A 20,111-nucleotide genomic window follows, 5' to 3' on the forward strand; every position below is an offset into this window, starting at 1 on the left:
ACTAATAGCGCAACAACCAGTTGAAGCTAACAAGTCCACGCTTGTGTAGATACCAAATTCCTGCACCCAAAACGCCAAGCACAGCAATAATTCCACCAGCAAGAAGCGAATAAGCAAGTGAAGGATTTCGCTTAAATAATCCTGTTACACCTTTTGCTTCAGACTTCACAACATCGTCATTATCGTTCAACTTCTGTCGGTACAAACTTTTAGCAAGTCTCTTGTTACTAATTTTTGAAACAAGACCTTTATGCTTTTTAGCTTTTCTTGGCAATTGTTTTCCAGAGTGTGAATTATTTGATCCAAAACCACGACCACCAACAAAAGAATTTCCACCACCAACGGCACCTATTCCATGGCCGCCATTATTTCCGCCGGAACGAGGCAAATTAGCAGGTTTTGGTGGATTATAAGGTGCAGAAGGATCAAACTTTTTGCCTTGTGTATCCTTTCTTTCATTACCTTCGCCGCCGTCAGCATACCCCATTGGTGTTTCTTGTGGATCTACACCGACAGCAACATGAATATTGCGAGTTACTGTAGAATTCCCGTCAGAAGCTTGGAATTGCAATGTGTAATATCCCGGTTCGTCGAAATCCCAATTCGCATGAGCATGCGTATTTGCAGGTATCGTATAATCTGTTGCTCCTTGAGTGGAGAAAATCTCTTGATCTCCACCGCCCAAGCCGCCAAACATCCAGACACGTACATTTCCAGGACCTTCAACTCCTGTTAGGCTCAATTGAGTTGGCTTATGCGGATTCATAGACTGATTATTCCAACCCATCCATGGCACACCATCAATTTGTGTTTGCGGTATACGATACACGCCGTTAGTTTTACCAGCATCACCAACTGCGAATACAACTGTATCCGGGTCTCTAAAGACGTGGCTTCCTGTCACATCTTCTTGCACAGCCATATCAACTTTATTTGAATCGCCAGTATATACAGCAATATCAACGTGACCATGATCTATAACAAGTTTGTCGCCCTTGATGTCTTTGAACTTTGTCACAGCAGATTGCTGACTTTGAGAAACTTGCTTTCCGTTTTTAGCGTTATGTTCCCCATTAATAAGAACACCGTTATTACTTCCAAGAAGTCCTTGTTGTTGCATTTTTGCTCCAGGCCATGGAGTCACATACACAGTGTTGTTGTTACCATTAATGAAGAAAGATCCGTTACTTTGTTGCACATTAATGCTGTGATCCTCACTTTGAGAATCATCATTATCATCTGAATCTTCTTCGTCGTCTTCGCCACCGTCAAAAGATGCGCCATCATAATCAGCAAAATCCCCAGCTGTTACATCATGATTAGTGACGTGGAATGTATAGACTTGCTCAGAACTTTGCTCCTCGTCACCAACGGTAGTAGTAGCCTTCATTTTTAGCTTGTACACACCAGGACGGTTAAAAGACCAATACATGTGCGAATGCTTTCCACTACCACCATCATCAGTAATGTCAACATCTTTCGGCCAGTTTTCAGCAGAGCCGAGCATTTTCTCATAATCGTCACCGCTGCGACTGTACATAAAAACTTCGCCGTTGTGGGGTGCTTCGATACCAGTTAATGACAGTTTGACTGTTGGATTAATTTTTGTAGAACCAGCTCCCTCATATAACGGTCTAGTATCTAAACCAGGCCATAATGCACCAGTATTTCCAGCTCCAGATTGATCAAAGAACCAGACTACACCTTCGCGAGTTGTTGCGTAGATTTCTTTTATTATCGGATCGTTCTCATCTTTGGAAAACTGCATGATATTTTTAGAGCCGACTTCAAAAATAAGTCGATTCGTATCATACCGAGTGCCATTATGATCTTCACTTTCAAACGCATCGCCCAAGGTACCTAATACCATGCGCTTGCTTGTAACATCAAAGAAAGTTGCAAAAACGTCAGTATGACCTTTATACGCGTGGCATATTGTAGCTTTACTATCAGCCGCAGGTTGCGAAGCAGTTTTATCTAAGCGAGCAGCGGCACACGCTTCAAAATTAGCTTTCTTTATTTCGGCAAAATCTTTAGAAGATTTCTTTCCGCTTACAACAGTTGCGTCACTACCATTGTCAGCAAAAGCCGTGGGAGTTCCCATCATCATGCCACACAAGCACACGCCCACCAACAAAGCGCGAGATAATTTCTTTATACTATTACGAACCATTTTCGTCACACCATTATTTCCACTGAGTACCATCAGATTGCATATTGTCTGATTGAGAATATTGAGAATTATTAATTGGTGACATTATTGTCGTTTCTTGATCACTCACTAGATTTGACAAAGTATTGTCACCATTTGCATTATTCACAGAATTTGCATTATTTGCATACTGTTGATTAGCTTGTGCAGAAACTTGCTTAGCAAGCGCAAGATTTCGTGCTTTCTTGCTTTTAACTACAGCTATTAGTACAAAAATCACAATAATTACGGCAATAATAGCCACGAAAATACCTACGATTTGAAGAACTAAAGCTGTATCGTCACTTTTTTCAGATACTTTGTGAGAATGCTTATGCTTGTTGTGAAGGAGTTCGTGATGATGATTAGCTTCATCTTTTTCGGATTCATCGTTATCTTCTTCATCTTGACCCTCTTCATCGCCCTCGTTGCCACTTGCTCCAGCAGCACTCGCACCTAAAGCAGCATTAGGATCGGTATTATCTCCAACCGCAAAATTAAGAACACGCGTATCGCTTACTGCGCGTCCATTTTTAAGCTTTCCTGAAAAAGTAAGCTTCACATGATAAATTCCAGGCTTAGAAAACACCCAATTCACGTGAGTATGAGCGTTGGCTTCAATCCAGCTGTTTTGCGGATATCCTTTAGTACTATCCCAAAGTTGCTGTGGATTGTTGTTGCCATTTTCTAAGTAAACATGCAGTTTACCCGGACCGCTTACTCCTTCAAGAGAAAGGTTTGCACCGCGATCGAGCTCGTTAAGCACGCCACCTTCCTGCGTATTCCAACCAAGCCACGGCACATCAGGATTTTGAGTTTGTGGAATTACGTAAAGCTTGGTTCCAGGCTTTTCGCCAATAAAACTGTAGGCAGCATCATCAGGCATAGGAATTATTGAATTGCTACCTAATTTAAATACCACATTTTCTGGGTCTCGCCACACTGGTTCGTCACCAGTATCATCGCGAATCTTCAATTTCCATTTGCCGTCGATTAGCGTTGGTCCAAAATCAGCATGACCTGCTTGAATCATAACTGGCTGATTGCCTTCATTAGCATAAGCAGTTTCCTGCATTGGATTTGGTACACATAAAGATGCAACCAAAGTTACTAAAGAAAATATGAGTGCAAGCAACGCAGTAGAATATACATGCTTTCGTTTTACTTGCAATGTTTCATTTTGTTTGTAATTCATTATTTAAACTTTCTAGTAATAATACGAATATTATTTACAACAATTTCAATTTAGAACGTATCAATGCTCCGCATGCGCCAGTTATTGTGCATAAGCCGACGCTCGCACCTGAAGCTGCAACCGCAACCCACTTAGTCGAGGAACCATCACCTTTTGTATCATCTGAATCATCTTCATACGCTTCATCAGATTCTTCGTTGTATTGCCTTGCACCTTGCAAAGCATGACGTTCAGTATTCTTAACAAAATCAGAGTTATTGACAGAACTATTTTTAGACTTATTGCCAGAATTATTATCTGTTCTTACGAAATTACGAATAGTCTGTCCACTTTTCTTAGAGCTCTTGTTCTTAGTATGAGTTCCGCTTGAATTTTCTGTTCTTGTAAAAGAACTAGAATCAGAACTAGCACCACTTTGCGTATTATTTTTAGAATTATTCTTACGATTAGTGCGGTTAATCTTATTGCGATTCTTCTTTGTGCGCTTGAATTTTCTGTTGGATTTCTTAAAGAAATTAGATTCGAATTGGAATCCACCATTAGAACTAGATCCAAATAGTCCCGAATTTGCAGTGCCGCCGAATACACCTTTCAAAAAGTTCTTTCCACCAACAAAATGCTTAGTCTTATTTTTGCGCTTATTATGACGCTTCTCATGGTGCTTTTTCCCGTGAGGGTTCTCATCATCTTCAGAATCAGAACCGCTTTGATTATCATCGCCATCATTGTTATGAGAGTGAGGAACGCCCTTCATCTCAATAACATAATCGCAAAACTCATCAAACATTTTATTGCGGTAAAGTTCACCGTTCTTTAAAACTAAGGAAGGACGAATCGTTGCACCTTGCATTGACGCATCAAGTTTTAGCTCCAACTTGCTGTTCACGGCACCAGGAATGCGCTTAAATTCGCTTTCTCCTTCCTTTTTTATCAACCAAACATAATCTTTAACAATGGAAGTTACTGGACTTGTCGGATCGTCAATTGGCGCACCGGTAACACCGTCGGTTGCAACATGAGGGTTAAGCAATAATGTTTTCGCGTGTAAAGTATCCCCTGGTTTGAAACGCTTATAAGGAGCAATTGCTTTTACTACAGGATGTCCGTCAGCACCGTGATCTTCAACGGCGATGGTTGCAGACGCAGTATCTTTTCCAACTTGCGTTTCACCTTCAGTTGCGTGAGCATACACTTTCATCTTGTTCATTGCAGGCTCAGCTGGAAGCTGCAATCTCTCAGCAAAAAGAGTGGTTCCATACGCGTCAGGACCTTCGTCAGCACGCACATATCTCCACTCAATACGAGCGCCCTTTGGTTTGTTAACTACTTTTAAGTCTAAACCACCATAACCTTCGTATGAATGATAATGCGGATGAGGTCCGGAATCACGAATATTGCCGATGCGCATATCGCCGCCATCGTCTTTATCCGTGTCTTTATGATCTTTGGAAGCTTCGTGCGCTTCTTCATCATCGTCAGGATTAATAAAATCACCGCGACGGTGCAAATCAAGCGTTTCCGTAATGCCAGAAGCAGGTACTTCGCCTGAATATGTATCTTCTACTTCAAAAGTGTATTCTGCAGGTTCGGTTGTGATCTGCTTCTTAGTGTTCTTATTTGTAATAGTTGCTGCTACTTTTAGTTTGTAAACGCCAGGCTGCGTAAATCCCCAGTTTGCATGCACGTGGCCAGCAGTATGTTGGTGAATTACGCCAGGTAGCATAAATCGACTGCCATGAGTATCAGGTTCGTCGTCTAAATCGTTCTCTTCAAACGATAATTTCTTCGAATTTTTACCAGCACCATCGGTAGTCCAAAGCAGAATGCGCCCGTTCATTGGTCCAGTAACTTGCTGAATTGCAATATCTGCTGTTGCGTCATCTGCGTGAGGTGCGCCAACTAAAGTTGCAGCATAACCTGTGTCCCAACCCGGGAAGAGAGGATTTCCTTTTTGATTTCCGGAGCTATCGAGATAGTAGTATTCAGTAGCGAGCGCAGGAAGCTGCGATTTTGTAGTATACGTGTTTTTTGCTACGTGCAAAGTAGTGTTTTCAGGCTTTAAGAAAGTGGCACCGTCTTTTTCGACGGCCATAATGAACTTACCATTGTATTGAATTGGGTAAAATACGTCCGTATGGCCGTGACTTAGCACTTCCTTTTTTGTAGGATCGTATTTTTCACCAGGATTACTATTTTCTAATGCAACTGCCGGTAAAGCTGCACTAAATCCTGATGCGAGCACGGCAATGGCAAGTATTGCAACACTTGCCATTGCAAAAGCACGTTTCACAATATTCCTAATGACCTTAGTCATAATTATTATTTCGCTCTCTACACTTCATCTTCTCTATTTCGCCTATTCGCGCTCTTCTTTCACGAATGACTATGGAAGACATCTTTACAACGTCTATCAATAATAATAATGATTCTCATTAATAGTCAAGTCGACACTCCGAATAAACAAAAACGCTGGCAGCTCAAAGCAACCAGCGTCGATTATTTTTAATAACTATTTATTAATTATTTAAATAGTTTGTAGCTAAAATTCTCAGCCTTCTACAATATCTGCATTAAGACAAGTCTTAAAGTGACGCAAAGCCCACTCGTGACCTTGTGGATCAAAGCTTGCAACTGCATCTTTGTGAACCACAATCTTGAAGCCAAGATTATACGCATCAACAGCAGTGTGGAGTAAGCAAATATCCGTGCAAACTCCCACCAAATGCAGCTCCTCAATATGACGTTCGCGCAGCTTAATCAGCAAATCCGTGCCATTAAACGAAGAGTAGCGAGTTTTATGAATGTAATACACGTTGCTTTTATCTTTATTTGCCTCATAAAAATCACCAAGAGTTCCATAGAGCTCCTGACCATGAGTTCCAGCAATATTGTGAGGTGGGAAAAGCTTAGTTTCTGGATGATACGGGTCGTTTAGATGATGCGTGTCGATTGCAAAAACCACGAACTCTCCAGCGTCAAGAAATTCCTGCGAAATCTCAGTAATACGCTTCTCAAGCTTTTGCGCAGGTTCTCCTACTGTAAGCGAGCCGTCACTTGCAACGAAATCATTCGTGTAATCAATGTTGATAAGAGCCTTTTTCATACATACTTCCGTTTAATTGTGTTAAAGCTACACTTACACATTACTCTTTAGACTAACAAGATTCTTTACACTAACATGTTTTGATACAATCGCACTATGGCAGCTTTTCGCTTTTTGTTGCTCTAAACCGCAGAATCAGGAACAAAACGCGGAAAATAAAAAAGCGGGGAGTCGAAACTCCCCGCTAGAAAGAATAATGCGGCAGCGTGTTAGTCTCCCACACCCTATCGAGTGCAGTACCCTCACCGTGTCAGGCCTTAGCTTCCGGGTTCGGAATGGGACCGGGCGTCTCACCTGAGCCATGACCACCGCAAAACTAGATTATACACTCGCATTAAGCGAGTGGCAAGCTGGCGGTTTGGGAACCGGACATGAACGCGAGCAAACAGAAGAAACAATCATCAAAATCAACAACTTAACCATAATCATGATCGCTTAACACTCCCTAATGTTAAGAGAATTAAACGATAAGCAATACAAGTAGTATCACAATCGCCCATTAGTACTGGTCAGCTCCACCCCTTACAGGGCTTCCACATCCAGCCTATCAACCACGTGTTCTACATGGGGGCTCACACACAAAGTGCAAGGAATGCTAATCTTGGAGCAGGCTTCCCGCTTAGATGCTTTCAGCGGTTATCCCTTCCAAACGTAGCTAACCGGCAGCGCCACTGGCGTGACGACCGGCATACCAGAGGTTCGTCCACCCAGGTCCTCTCGTACTATGGGCAGGTCTCCTCAACATTCCAACGAGCGCAGAGGATAGAGACCAAACTGTCTCACGACGTTCTGAACCCAGCTCGCGTGCCGCTTTAATCGGCGAACAGCCGAACCCTTGGGACCTGCTCCAGCCCCAGGATGCGACGAGCCGACATCGAGGTGCCAAACCATCCCGTCGATATGGACTCTTGGGAATGATCAGCCTGTTATCCCCGGGGTACCTTTTATCCGTTGAGCGATGCCACGTCCGTACGCCGGCACCGGATCACTATCTCCGACTTTCGTCCCTGCTCGACCCGTCAGTCTCACAGTCAAGCCCGCTTGTGCGATTACACTCAAAACCCGATTGCCAACCGGGCTGAGCGGACCATTGAGCGCCTCCGTTACTCTTTAGGAGGCAACCGCCCCAGTTAAACTACCCGCCAGGCACTGTCCCTAACACGGATAACGTGTCGAGGTTAGACGCCAGATATGGAAAGAGCGGTATTTCACTTGTTGACTCCACGCAAGCTAGCGCCCGCGCTTCACAGCCTCCCGCCTATGCTACACGATCCACACCTAACGACAATACCAAGGTATAGTAAAGGTCCCGGGGTCTTTTCGTCCTTCTGCGCTTAACGAGCATCTTTACTCGTACTGCAATTTCGCCGGGCTCCTGGCCGAGACAGTGGGGAAGTCGTTACGCCATTCGTGCAGGTCGGAACTTACCCGACAAGGAATTTCGCTACCTTAGGATGGTTATAGTTACCACCGCCGTTTACCGGGGCTTAAATTCACCGCTTCGCCAAAGCTAACGGATCCTCTTAACCTTCCGGCACCGGGCAGGCGTCAGAGCGTATACAGCGGCTTACGCCTTCGCACGCTCCTGTGTTTTTGGTAAACAGTCGCTACCCCCTAGCTTGTGCCACCCCCAACAGCTCCGCTTGTAAAAAACATCACCATCAGGGGTCTCCCTTATGCCGAAGGCACGGGAGTAATTTGCCGAGTTCCTTGGCCAGGATTCGCCCGATCGCTTCGGTATACTCTACCAGACCACCAGTGTCGGTTTAGGGTACGAGCGGAATCACACCTCACGTTGAAGCTTTTCTCGGCAAGCAGGATCACCGGAATCAGCCATACGGCCTACCCATCACGCCTCAGCTTAAACATCCCCCGGATTTACCTAGGAGACAGCCCACACGCTTAGCCACGGAAAACCACCTCCGCAGCCGGCTACCTACCCGCGTCACTCCCACGCTAACCTACTACCGATACGCTCCCAACACTAAACCAGAAGAAAACCCCGAAAGGCAATCAACCAGAATAACGAAGGTTAGTACTCTCAGATTCAGTTCGAACGGTGTAACACCGGTACGGGAATATCAACCCGTTCATCCATTCGACTACGCCTGTCGGCCTCGCCTTAGGACTCGACTCACCCGGGGACGACGAACGTGGCCCCGGAACCCTTAGTCATTCAGCGGACAGGATTCACACCTGTCTCTCGCTACTCATGTCTGCATTCTCACTCCCGTATAGTCCACGACAAGTTCACACTGCCGCTTCACCCCATACAGGACGCTCTCCTACCCCGCGTGAAAAAATCACGCAGTCGCGTCTTCGGTGGCGTGCTTAAGCCCCGCTACATTGTCGGCGCGGAACCACTAGACCAGTGAGCTGTTACGCACTCTTTCAAGGATGGCTGCTTCTGAGCCAACCTCCTGGCTGTCTATGCGACTCCACATCCTTTCCCACTTAGCACGCGCTTCGGGACCTTAGACGACGATCAGGGCTGTTTCCCTTTTGACGACGGAGCTTATCCCCCGCCGACTCACTGCCATGATAAACCTAACAGGTATTCGGAGTTTGGCTGCTATTAGTACCCGGTATGGGCCCGCAAGCATCCAGTAGCTCTACCCCCTGTAAGCAATAACATGACGCTGCACCTAAATGCATTTCGGAGAGAACCAGCTATCACGGAATTTGATTGGCCTTTCACCCCTAACCCCAAGTCATCCCCCCAGTTTTCAACCTAGGTGGGTTCGGTCCTCCACACGGTCTTACCCGCGCTTCAACCTGCTCAGGGCTAGATCATCCCGCTTCGGGTCCAGGACATGCGACTAAAACGCCTTTTAAAACTCGCTTTCGCTACGGCTCCCCCACCCGGGTTAGCCTCGCCACATACCACTGACTCGCAGACTCATTTTTCGATAGGCACGCCGTCACCCCACAAGAAGGCTCCGACGGATTGTAAGCGCACGGTTTCAGGAACTATTTCACTCCCCTCCCGGGGTGCTTTTCACCTTTCCCTCACGGTACTAGTACACTATCGGTCAGACAGGAATACTTAGGCTTACCCAACGGTCTGGGCAGATTCACGCGGGATTCCACGAGGCCCGCGCTACTTGGGAATAAACATAAAGAGACATCGCACGACCTGCTACGGGGCCATCACCCTCTACGGCTGGGAATTCAATCCCATTCACATAACACGATGTTTTATCACTCTCCTCAACCCCGTCAGAGGCTGAACAGTCAATCCCACGACCCCGAATACGCAACACCTGACGGTTATCACACGTACTCGGTTTAGCCTGATCCGCTTTCGCTCGCCACTACTCACGGAGTATCCTTTCCTGCAGGTACTGAGATGTTTCACTTCCCTGCGTACCCCCCACAAAACTGTGGTGACCACCCATAACAGTGGCCGGGTCTCCCCATTCGGAAATCCTCGGATCAAAGCCCACTCGGCAGCTCCCCGAGGCATATCGCAGCCCGTCACGTCCTTCATCGGTCCTGTCTACCAAGGCATCCACCATACGCCCTTACCAGTGATACACCAGTAAAAAGCCTATCGCTTAACTCTCTAGACAATAAATCATCACACTAAACGATCACAAAACGATCAAGCGACTCCACCAAAATGGAGCCGGTTGAAATTGATAAAAGTAAAAACAAGCAAAACCAAAAATAGTCTCACTATTCTTACTCGCGTCCACTATCCAGTTCTCAAACCACCAAACACCAAGAACACAAGCCAAAAACCAAAAAGCCTCAACCTGTAATCCAAGGGCTAGGACCGCAACCCCAAACAAAAGGGGGGTGGCAATCCGGGAACCCAAAAGCATGCCCAACACACTCACAAAAAAAACGTTAACTATTGTTTTCCACACCAGTAACCACACTCAACTGAGCGTGCACAAAAACTCCGTAGAAAGGAGGTGATCCAGCCGCACCTTCCGGTACGGCTACCTTGTTACGACTTAGTCCCAATCACGAGCCTCACCTTAGACGGCTCCATCCCAAAAGGGTTAGGCCACCGGCTTCGGGTGCTGCCCACTTTCATGACTTGACGGGCGGTGTGTACAAGGCCCGGGAACGCATTCACCGCGACGTTGCTGATTCGCGATTACTAGCGACTCCGCCTTCACGTAGTCGAGTTGCAGACTACGATCCGAACTGAGACCGGTTTTAAGGGATCCGCTCCATGTCACCATGTCGCATCCCGTTGTACCGGCCATTGTAGCATGCGTGAAGCCCTGGACGTAAGGGGCATGATGATCTGACGTCATCCCCACCTTCCTCCGAGTTAACCCCGGCGGTCCCCCGTGAGTTCCCGGCATAACCCGCTGGCAACACAGGGCGAGGGTTGCGCTCGTTGCGGGACTTAACCCAACATCTCACGACACGAGCTGACGACGACCATGCACCACCTGTGAACCTGCCCCGAAGGGAAACCACATCTCTGCAGTCGACAGGCACATGTCAAGCCCAGGTAAGGTTCTTCGCGTTGCATCGAATTAATCCGCATGCTCCGCCGCTTGTGCGGGCCCCCGTCAATTTCTTTGAGTTTTAGCCTTGCGGCCGTACTCCCCAGGCGGGACGCTTAACGCGTTAGCTCCGACACAGAACCCGTGGAATGGGCCCCACATCCAGCGTCCACCGTTTACGGCGTGGACTACCAGGGTATCTAATCCTGTTCGCTCCCCACGCTTTCGCTTCTCAGCGTCAGTAACAGCCCAGAGACCTGCCTTCGCCATTGGTGTTCTTCCCGATATCTACACATTCCACCGTTACACCGAGAATTCCAGTCTCCCCTACTGCACTCTAGCCCGCCCGTACCCGGCGCAAACCCACCGTTAAGCGATGGGCTTTCACACCAGACGCGACGAACCGCCTACAAGCTCTTTACGCCCAATAATTCCGGATAACGCTTGCGCCCTACGTATTACCGCGGCTGCTGGCACGTAGTTAGCCGGCGCTTATTCGAAAGGTACACTCACCCAAAAGGCTTGCTCCCAATCAAAAGCGGTTTACAACCCGAAGGCCTTCATCCCGCACGCGGCGTCGCTGCGTCAGGGTTTCCCCCATTGCGCAATATTCCCCACTGCTGCCTCCCGTAGGAGTCTGGGCCGTATCTCAGTCCCAATGTGGCCGTCCGCCCTCTCAGGCCGGCTACCCGTCGAAGCCTAGGTGGGCCATTACCCCGCCTACAAGCTGATAGGACGCGACCCCATCCCATGCCACTAAACACTTTCCCAACAAGACATGCGTCAAGTTGGAGCATCCAGCATTACCACCCGTTTCCAAGAGCTATTCTGGAGCATGGGGCAGGTTGGTCACGCATTACTCACCCGTTCGCCACTCTCACCAACCAGCAAGCTGGTCAGATCCCGTTCGACTTGCATGTGTTAAGCACGCCGCCAGCGTTCATCCTGAGCCAGAATCGAACCCTCCACGAAAAACTTCAATGAAGAGCCAACATAAGGCTCCAATATAAAAGAAAAAGACGAGACATTCTTTAAGGAAAGAACATCCCAACAAAAAACCTCACCATCATTTAACCATCTCTCAGGCACCCCACAATCTGTGAGGCTGACAATGAACTGGCAATAATTAACTAAATAAGTAGTACAGACACGCTCTTGAGTTCTCAAACCACCACCACACCAGCCGGCTCATCAACCTCAACCGAGGAGAACCAGCCGCGCTGAGCAGCAAGAGATAAACTTACACCAAAGCAAGCCCAAAAGCAAATCACACCCAAACCAACAAGACAAAACCATTGAAAACACTAGCATCCATCGGAGTGTCGCAAACACGATAAAAACACGCAAAAAAACGCCACGCAACCACACACCAACAAAAACAAAACAAAAATAATCCAAAAAAACAAGAAAAACACCCCCAAAAACCAAAACACGGGAGTGTCGCAAACAAAAATAGATGGGCAATTAACACATAACTGCCCATCTATACAATCTTTATCTATTTTTTACCTATTTTACCTATTTTTACCTTAGATATTTTCTACTTACTTTGACTATTTTTTAGTCACATGGCCACCAAACTGCGCACGCAACGATGAAACTACTCGCAAAGTGTCATCTCCACCTCCGCGAGATACTTGGCGAGCCCACAATGAGCATGCGGTAACTGGGGTTGGAACACCAAGTTCAAGTGCAGCTTCAACCATCCACTTTGCTTCACCAGACTCATTAGCAACAGGAGGCATAGATTCTAATGTAGGATCGTCTTTTGCAGCGCGTGCGAATAAGTCAAGCAGCCAAGACTGAACAACAGAACCTTGACGCCATGAAGACATAACCTTAGCTGGATCATCTATTAATTCTGAACGCATCATTGTTGCAAAGCCTTCACCAAAAGCCTGCATCATGCCGTATTCGATTCCATTGTGAACCATCTTGGCAAAATGACCACCACCAACAGCACCAGCATGAACTAGTCCGTCAGGACCTTCAGGCTTCAAAGTCTCGAAAATTGGTAACATTCTCTGATAATCTTCATCGGAGCCGCCAGCCATCAATGCGTAACCACGAGTAGATCCCCAAACTCCGCCTGAAACTCCAACATCCATAAAATGGATTCCTTTTGTTTTTAATTCAGAAGAATGACGCTGATCATCAACATACCTAGTATTGCCTCCATCAATTACTAGGTCATTATCTTCAAGAAGATTGCTTAATTTTTCGATAGTTGTGTCTGTAGGAGAACCAGCTGGAACCATAACCCATACAATACGCGGACTAGAAAGTCTTTGTACCAATTTTTCTAAAGAGTCAACATCTCGATTTGATTCGGCACTAACGTCGTATCCAACAACTTCATGACCTCCTTCGCGCAAGCGCTTAACCATGTTTCCGCCCATGCGCCCTAAACCGATAACACCTAATTGCATAATAAATTCCTTCTTTCAAATTTTTTAATAACTTTTAATAACTTTTAATAACTTTTGCAAAACTGTCACAAAACTTATTCAGACAATCTTTTTAATTTCATATGAACACAGGAACAACAGCAGAAACTAGCATAATAATTGCAAGTCCAACAACAGACAATACTGTTTCCATCAATGACCATGTTTTAAACGTTTGCCCTACGCTCATACCGAAATATTCTTTAACCAACCAGAATCCAGCATCATTTACATGAGATAAGAAGATTGATCCAGCACCAATAGCTAGTACGAGTAACGCTAATTGTACTTGATTTAGATTTGCAGCCAAAGGTGCAACAATTCCAGATGCTGTTACGGTTGCAACGGTTGCAGATCCAGTCGCTAATCTAATTAGTACAGCAACAATCCATCCAGCCAGAAGAGGATTAAGATTTGCCTGAACAATGCCAGTAGCAATAACTTTACCAATTCCAGAATCTACAAGGGTTTGCTTGAATCCACCCCCAGCAGCAACTATCAACAAGATACTTGCAATTGAGGAGAACGAAAGACCTACCAGAGAATTCAATGTATCTCTACTCCATTTTGCGCGAATAGCAAATAATATCATCGCAAAAATAGTAGTGATTGTAAGAGCTTCAAGTGGTGTTCCAATCCATGCGATTACACTACCAAATGTAGATTTTGATTGCCCCGTAATATCAACAACACTGGCTGCAAGCATAAGAATTACTGGAAGTAAAATTACGCTAGACGCTTCCGCGAATGTAGGACGATTTTGTGGCTTATCTTCCTTCTTATTGTCTTCTTCTTGCTTAGCTTGAATAGGAACCATTTTTACCATCCAATGAACCATTAGAGGCCCTGCGATTGCTACAGTTGGTATGGCGATAATCAAACCAAAAGCCAAAGTCAATCCAATGTTTGCATGCAAAGCATCAATAGCAACAAGTGGTCCAGGATGTGGCGGTACAAAAGCATGCAAAGCCGATAAGCCTGCGAGCGCTGGTATGCCGAGAGCAATTACTGGCATTTTTGTACGACGCGCAACAAGAAGAATAATTGGTATAAGTATCACTACACCAACTTCAAAGAACAGTGGAATTCCAACAATAAATGCGCTCAGAGCCATGGCCCATGGAAGCTTATGTTCTGGAGCTTTCTTCAGTATGGTGTCACAAATCACGTCTGCTCCACCTGAACGTGTAAGAAGAATTCCAATAATTCCGCCTAAAGCAATGAGTAATCCAACTCCTGATGCTGTGGAACCAACTCCATTAGTAAAGCTTGTAAGACTTTTATCATATGGAACTCCTGCAATGATTGCAGTTGCAATCGAACCAATCATTAACGATAGGAAAGGATGTACTTTTACCACTGCAATAAGTACGACAATAAGCGCTATACCTAATATTGCCGCAAGAATTAACCCACTCATAAATCCTCCATGATTTTGTGAATTGTTTTAATTATTGTGATGCTTTGTTTATAATTCCTTGTGATCTTTTGTTTACGATCAATGCGCTAACAACTTTGTTATTTGCGTTAGTAATTTTTGAATGTATATTTTTGTGCTGCTTTACAATTGTTATGCTTTACAATTGCGACTATTTTTACATTTACAATTGTTTTTGCAGCTGCGATTGTTCATATGTTTTCACTGCTTTGATAGCTCTATGAACCATATCTTCAACAGAACCTTCAATCGATATAACGGTTCCGTTTTCTTCTTTACCTAGAGGCTCCAAAATTGCGAACTGACTTGGCAATAAAGATGGTGGCATAAAGTGTCCTTTACGATCTTTTAGCCTCTGCGCTATTAACTCATGGCTTCCGTTTAAATGCAAGAAGTACACGTTTAGATTTTTAGAAAGAACTTCGCGATATGACCGTTTTAATGCAGAGCTTGAAACAACTGTGTTTTCTCCAAGACTTTCACGCGCAACCATCCATTTGTTAATAAGATCCAACCAAGGCCAACGATCTTCATCTGTTAGCGCAATTCCTGCGGACATTTTATCTATATTAGCTTTTGGATGAAAATCATCACCTTCTGCCAGAGTGTAACCAAGTTGATCACGAATTGCCTCAGAAACAGTAGACTTGCCGCAACCAGCAACGCCCATCACTACAATGTGAATCGCCATAATAGCTCCTTTGTTATTGACAACACTATAAGAATACCACACAAAGACTCTTTGTCAAAGAATTAAGAGTCTTTAATGTGTTATTTTTTGAGCATAACTATATTTTCATTTTCTATTTGCTAGGATGAAACCATAAATATACATAAAACTGCGAGGCAAATATGGTGTCTAATACCACACAAAGTCAAATTTCTAGTGACTTAGTGACCGAAAACGCTCCTTTACATCTATCTATATCAGATTCTCTCGCAGATGAAATAGTAAATAACAAATGGGAGCCAAAAACTAATCGAAAACTAGAAGATATTCAAAAACAATATAGAATATCTAGAACAGTAGCTCGAGAAGCAACAAGACTATTAGCATCTTTGGGTTGCGTACAATTTCAACGCGGAACAGGCGTAATAGCTTGCAATCCAGAAAATTGGGACGATTTAAATACACGAGTAATCACATGGAAACTACATTCACCATACAGAGAAAATGAACTACGAGCATTAACAGAACTTCGTCTTGTTGTAGAACCTGCCGCAGCAGCTGGATGTGCATTACGCGGAGATGTAGAAATACGCTATAAATTGGGCGTAATTGGTCACGATATGGTAAAAGCGGTAGAAGAAAATAGACTGGCAGATTTTCATGAATTAGATATCCAGTTCCATACTCTTTTGCTTGCAAATAGCGGTAACCCGATTTTTGCAAAACTTAGTTCAATAGTCGAAAGCGTATTACGAGGCAGAGTTGAACTTAATCTTTATCCACAAAAACCAAACAAAGAAGCGATATTAAACCATAAAAAGGTAACACAGGCAATTATGGAAGGTGACGCAGCTGCAGCAAGCGCTGCTATGCACGATATTGTAGCCGAAGTAAACACTGCACTTGGATTAGCGGCTTTATAGCCATAAAAGCAAAGCTTAATCAACCTTGCTTAATCAACCTTGCTTAATCAACCTTGCTTAATCAACCTTAAGCCCAAAGAAATCTGCAAGCTTGCAAACACTCGGCCTGCCGTATTTATTAACCAAGCACATCCATCGCTTTGCGTTCTCTTCACCAAAGCGCGCAGCCTTACGCCTATACGTATCTACAGTTAAAAATCGCGGCGGAATCGACTTACTGTTGTATTTATCAGCAACCATCACAATTTCTTGCTCAACTGTACGCGGAACATAATCGCCAGCAGGAAGCGGCAAATTTTGCGCAACAACTTGCTCGCGAGTTAGTCCAACGCCCGTATGATTACGCGCAAATTGCGCAGTATCTTCGCTAAAGCCGTTATCAATCAAATAGTTGTAGCCGCGCAAACCGTGCAAAATATAATTCGGCCCGTCAAACTCCAACTTGCCATTCGCTGCTTTTGAACCGTCTTTAGCTAAAACAAAATACGTTCCAATATCGTGCAACAATCCGCCAGCAAACGCCGCATACTCGTCTACATAATCTTTCGGCGCGATTCCGCCACTAACTTTAGGAAGCTCAAGCAGATTTGCGTCAATCAACTTTTTAAGACACGACTTTGCTAAATCACACCTGTTTTTTAAATCTTCATTGATTTTAGACATTTGACTAAGCATAATTTGCTCAACATCTGCTTGCGACTTATCCGCAAAATCAGCAAAATCCGCAAAATTCTCAAAATCATTATTCAAATTAAGCTGCTTAAAAGCCAACATCTGATTTTGGTGTCTTGCGATCATCCAAGAAATCGTAGCAATAACAACACAATGGCAATGAATAAGATTATAAGCGTCTTCGCTAGGCGAGGCAGCGCGATGCAACTTTTCAATCGTATTAAAATCAGGAATATTTGCAAGCATAACAATCGCACTCCTTAAATCCCATCAATCACAAAACGGCCGTTATTGCAAGCAAGCACACAAGCAAACATAAGCACATGCGCAAGCCAACGCAAACGGCCGATTAGCAATAAAGCAATAATATGGATTTTAGCTATTTTTTAACTGCTTTAATCTGACCAGTATCTATTCTAGCGATTTTGCCAGTATTAGATATTTTAGTCTCCTTATTTTCGGACTTGCTTCCAGACTTATTTTCAGACTTTACTTCTGCAGAAACATTCGCTGCAGCAATATCTCTAGCGTTCATAATCGCAGTTTGCTCGGCATCAACCGAAGCTTGTGCAGCAACATCGTTGCCTTGCAAAGACTGAACAGCTCTAGAAGAAGCAACCTCTTCTCGCTTTAATCGAGGAGGTCTACGAGTGGAAACAAACAACGGCTGAACTTCTACAACAGGATTATACGGAGCTAAGCCAAACCACTTAACTGGCGTTCCAGCAATATGGCGAATCGCATACTTCATTTTTAGCGACAATGCGCCACGCAAAGAAATATTCGACTCCGGCATTAACGCCTTGTGCAAAAGAACGTAACGAATTGGGCCAATATCTGGATCCGCATCTACCTTAGGATACACAGACTGCTGCTGCGGAAGCTCGCCCGTGTGCGACAAATCGTGCATAATTTGATGCAAATATGCAGGAATCGAAGGAGAAACCTTAAATCCAAGCTTGATTTTAACGCGGAACAAATAATCCGTTCCAAAATTCTCCACGCAATATTCGCGAGTAAACGGAGCATCATCCGTTTCTACAGAAACAGCCCACCACGCGCGAGCGCGCTTAGGATGATCCGCAAAAATCGAGAAGAAAATGCCAGTATCTAGGCGCTTCATCTCCTTATCGGAAGTCAAATAAACAATGTTATCTGCAAAATAAGGGATTCTAAAATCACTGTGCAACTTATCTAGAACAGGCAAAAAGTCCTTAGGCTTCATGTGCAATCGCTGCGAGCGCTCAATCTTAGTGCCATCTTTCCAAGTGAGCATAATAATCAAAATCGAAGCGCCAAGAAGCATGGTAAACCAGCCGCCGTGCATAAACTTTGCCATAGATGCTATAAAGAACAAAATCTCAATAATCAGGAAGACTACAGCAAATACTAAAGCGCCAAGCTTCTTATTTTGATACCACATGTGAACCGTAAGAAGTATTGTTGTTGCAATCATGGTAAGCGTAAGCGCAAGACCGTACGCTCCAGATATATGCTCAGAATCCTTAAACACAGCCAAAACTGTAAGAGTTGCAAGACAGAGCACAAAATTAACAACAGGAATATAAAGCTGGCCGCGAGTTCGCGCAGGGTATCGCACTTGAAGATGAGGCATCCAGTTAAGGCTGGTAGCTTCCGAAACCATAGTAAAAGCACCAGTAATCAAAGCCTGGGATGCAATAATGCCCGCTGTTACAGAAAGCACAACAGCAACGTAGCGCAAGTTTGGGCCAAGCATCTGGAAGAACGGGTTTAAGCCTTCTATAGACCACAATGCTTTATTGTTTTGATGCTGAAGCATCCAACTGCCTTGACCGAAGTAGTTTAGAATAAGCGCAACTTTAATAAACGGCCACGTAACATAAACGTTTCCGCGACCAACGTGACCCATATCGGAGTACAAAGCTTCCGCACCAGTTGTAGAAAGGAAGATAATGCCCATTAAGGCCATTCCTTGCATATTGTGCGAGCTAAACAAGAACTTTAGGCCGTAAATTGGGTTCAAAGCTTCAAAAATCGCCAGATTCTCGCCAATATTCATGATTCCAACAAGCGCTAGGAATCCGAACCAAATCATAACGACTATGCCGAAAACTTTTCCAATTCTTTCGGTTCCGCGCTGTTGAACAGAAAACAGAATCACAATAATAATTACCGTGATCATTAAAGAAAGATTGTCGTTTTCTAAGAAGATAGGCCTAAACGCAGATATTGTGCGCAAGCCTTCCACTGCGGAAGATATTGAAACTGCTGGAGTTAGAACAGAATCCGCAAGGAACGCTGCGCCACCAATCATTGCTGGAATCGCAAGCCATGCGCCTTTTCGCCTAATAAGCGAGTAGAGAGCAAAAATTCCGCCTTCGCCCTTGTTGTCTGTTCGCATTGCAACAAATACGTATTTTACTGTTGTGATTAGCGTAATTGACCAAAACACAAGGGAAAGCATGCCATAAACCGCTTCGCGACTAATGTTTTGTAATCCGCCTTGACCTGCCAAGAATGTTTGAGCAGTGTACAAAGGAGACGTTCCAATATCTCCATAAACAACGCCCAATGCCACAATTGACATACCCAAAGTAAATTTATCGGAGCTGGTTTGTATCTTTGCCCACCATCTTCCAAGCGGGCCTCTAACCGCACTATCCGCAAGCTTTTCGGCCTCTTTAACCTCTTTAGCCTGCTGATACGCCAACGCCTCTCGTTCTTCGCGAGTGGTGGTTTTCTGAGAAACTTTTGGCGCTTTTGTAAAAGAAGCGGCCTTTAGAATCGCCTCTTTAGGGTTCGTTACTCCCTTAGCAGCCTTCTCAGACTCCTTCGCCCCGTTGCGAAGATCCTTAGCGTTATCGTTAGATAGCGCTGAAACGCGTGACTTAGTCATGCTTGATTTTTCCTCCAAAAAGTAAGACCTCTTCTTTGCAATAATCTGCCATAATAAGAAGTCGCATACGGTCTTACTGCTTACAGTTTTATTTATTTGTACCTAAATATTGTATACAACAACAG

10 protein-coding genes and 3 rRNA genes are annotated in these 20,111 nt (G+C 44.7%); 1 reads left to right on the forward strand and 12 read right to left on the reverse strand.

Annotated elements, in window-relative coordinates:
- Nucleotide 1: 1 nt before the first annotated feature.
- The 10 genes from NYP65_RS03545 to NYP65_RS03590 all read right to left on the reverse strand — a co-directional run bounded on the left by NYP65_RS03545 (nt 2) and on the right by NYP65_RS03590 (nt 15,534).
- Nucleotides 2-2,173 carry a choice-of-anchor M domain-containing protein gene (locus tag NYP65_RS03545; protein WP_473410619.1) on the reverse strand — a complete coding sequence of 724 codons (2,172 nt, stop codon included), beginning with the start codon at nt 2,171-2,173 and terminating at the stop codon, nt 2-4.
- A gap of 13 nt (nt 2,174-2,186) precedes the next feature.
- Nucleotides 2,187-3,386, reverse strand: coding sequence for a TIGR03773 family transporter-associated surface protein (locus tag NYP65_RS03550; RefSeq protein WP_004129792.1), 1,200 nt, complete (start codon nt 3,384-3,386; stop codon nt 2,187-2,189).
- Between the two features lie 34 nt (nt 3,387-3,420).
- The gene (locus tag NYP65_RS03555) at nt 3,421-5,700 is read right to left on the reverse strand and encodes a choice-of-anchor M domain-containing protein (protein ID WP_473410620.1); all 2,280 of its coding nucleotides are present in this window, start codon (nt 5,698-5,700) and stop codon (nt 3,421-3,423) included.
- 234 nt (nt 5,701-5,934) lie between these two features.
- On the reverse strand, nt 5,935-6,489 hold the full coding sequence (locus NYP65_RS03560) for a cysteine hydrolase family protein (RefSeq protein ID WP_248901004.1): 555 nt from the start codon (nt 6,487-6,489) through the stop codon (nt 5,935-5,937).
- Nucleotides 6,490-6,685: 196 nt separating this feature from the next.
- Nucleotides 6,686-6,802, reverse strand: a 5S ribosomal RNA gene (rrf, locus tag NYP65_RS03565).
- Nucleotides 6,803-6,969: 167 nt separating this feature from the next.
- Nucleotides 6,970-10,027, reverse strand: a 23S ribosomal RNA gene (locus tag NYP65_RS03570).
- A 375-nt stretch (nt 10,028-10,402) separates the two neighbouring features.
- A 16S ribosomal RNA gene (locus NYP65_RS03575) occupies nt 10,403-11,930 on the reverse strand.
- Together the 16S, 23S and 5S rRNA genes form the textbook arrangement of a ribosomal RNA operon.
- Before the next feature lie 581 nt (nt 11,931-12,511).
- Nucleotides 12,512-13,387: a phosphogluconate dehydrogenase (NAD(+)-dependent, decarboxylating) gene (gene gnd / locus NYP65_RS03580; protein ID WP_004132247.1), complete on the reverse strand. Its 876-nt coding sequence runs from the start codon at nt 13,385-13,387 to the stop codon at nt 12,512-12,514.
- 97 nt (nt 13,388-13,484) lie between these two features.
- Nucleotides 13,485-14,825 (reverse strand): GntP family permease, encoded by a 1,341-nt coding sequence (locus NYP65_RS03585; RefSeq protein ID WP_004132249.1) that lies wholly within the window; start codon nt 14,823-14,825, stop codon nt 13,485-13,487.
- Between the two features lie 181 nt (nt 14,826-15,006).
- Nucleotides 15,007-15,534: a gluconokinase gene (locus NYP65_RS03590; RefSeq protein ID WP_004132207.1), complete on the reverse strand. Its 528-nt coding sequence runs from the start codon at nt 15,532-15,534 to the stop codon at nt 15,007-15,009.
- Nucleotides 15,535-15,695: 161 nt separating this feature from the next.
- Between NYP65_RS03590 and NYP65_RS03595 the strand changes: the two genes are divergently transcribed.
- A complete protein-coding gene (locus NYP65_RS03595; protein ID WP_473410621.1) occupies nt 15,696-16,436 on the forward strand; it encodes a FadR/GntR family transcriptional regulator in 741 nt (246 codons plus the stop codon).
- Nucleotides 16,437-16,493: 57 nt separating this feature from the next.
- Here the strand turns inward: NYP65_RS03595 and NYP65_RS03600 are convergent, their stop codons facing one another.
- Nucleotides 16,494-17,354 (reverse strand): HD domain-containing protein, encoded by an 861-nt coding sequence (locus NYP65_RS03600; RefSeq protein WP_415694893.1) that lies wholly within the window; start codon nt 17,352-17,354, stop codon nt 16,494-16,496.
- Nucleotides 17,355-17,487: 133 nt separating this feature from the next.
- A complete protein-coding gene (locus NYP65_RS03605) occupies nt 17,488-19,986 on the reverse strand; it encodes a KUP/HAK/KT family potassium transporter (RefSeq protein WP_102705147.1) in 2,499 nt (832 codons plus the stop codon).
- Nucleotides 19,987-20,111 lie beyond the last annotated feature (125 nt).

The sequence above is a fragment of the Gardnerella sp. c12Ub_1 genome (assembly GCF_055804375.1).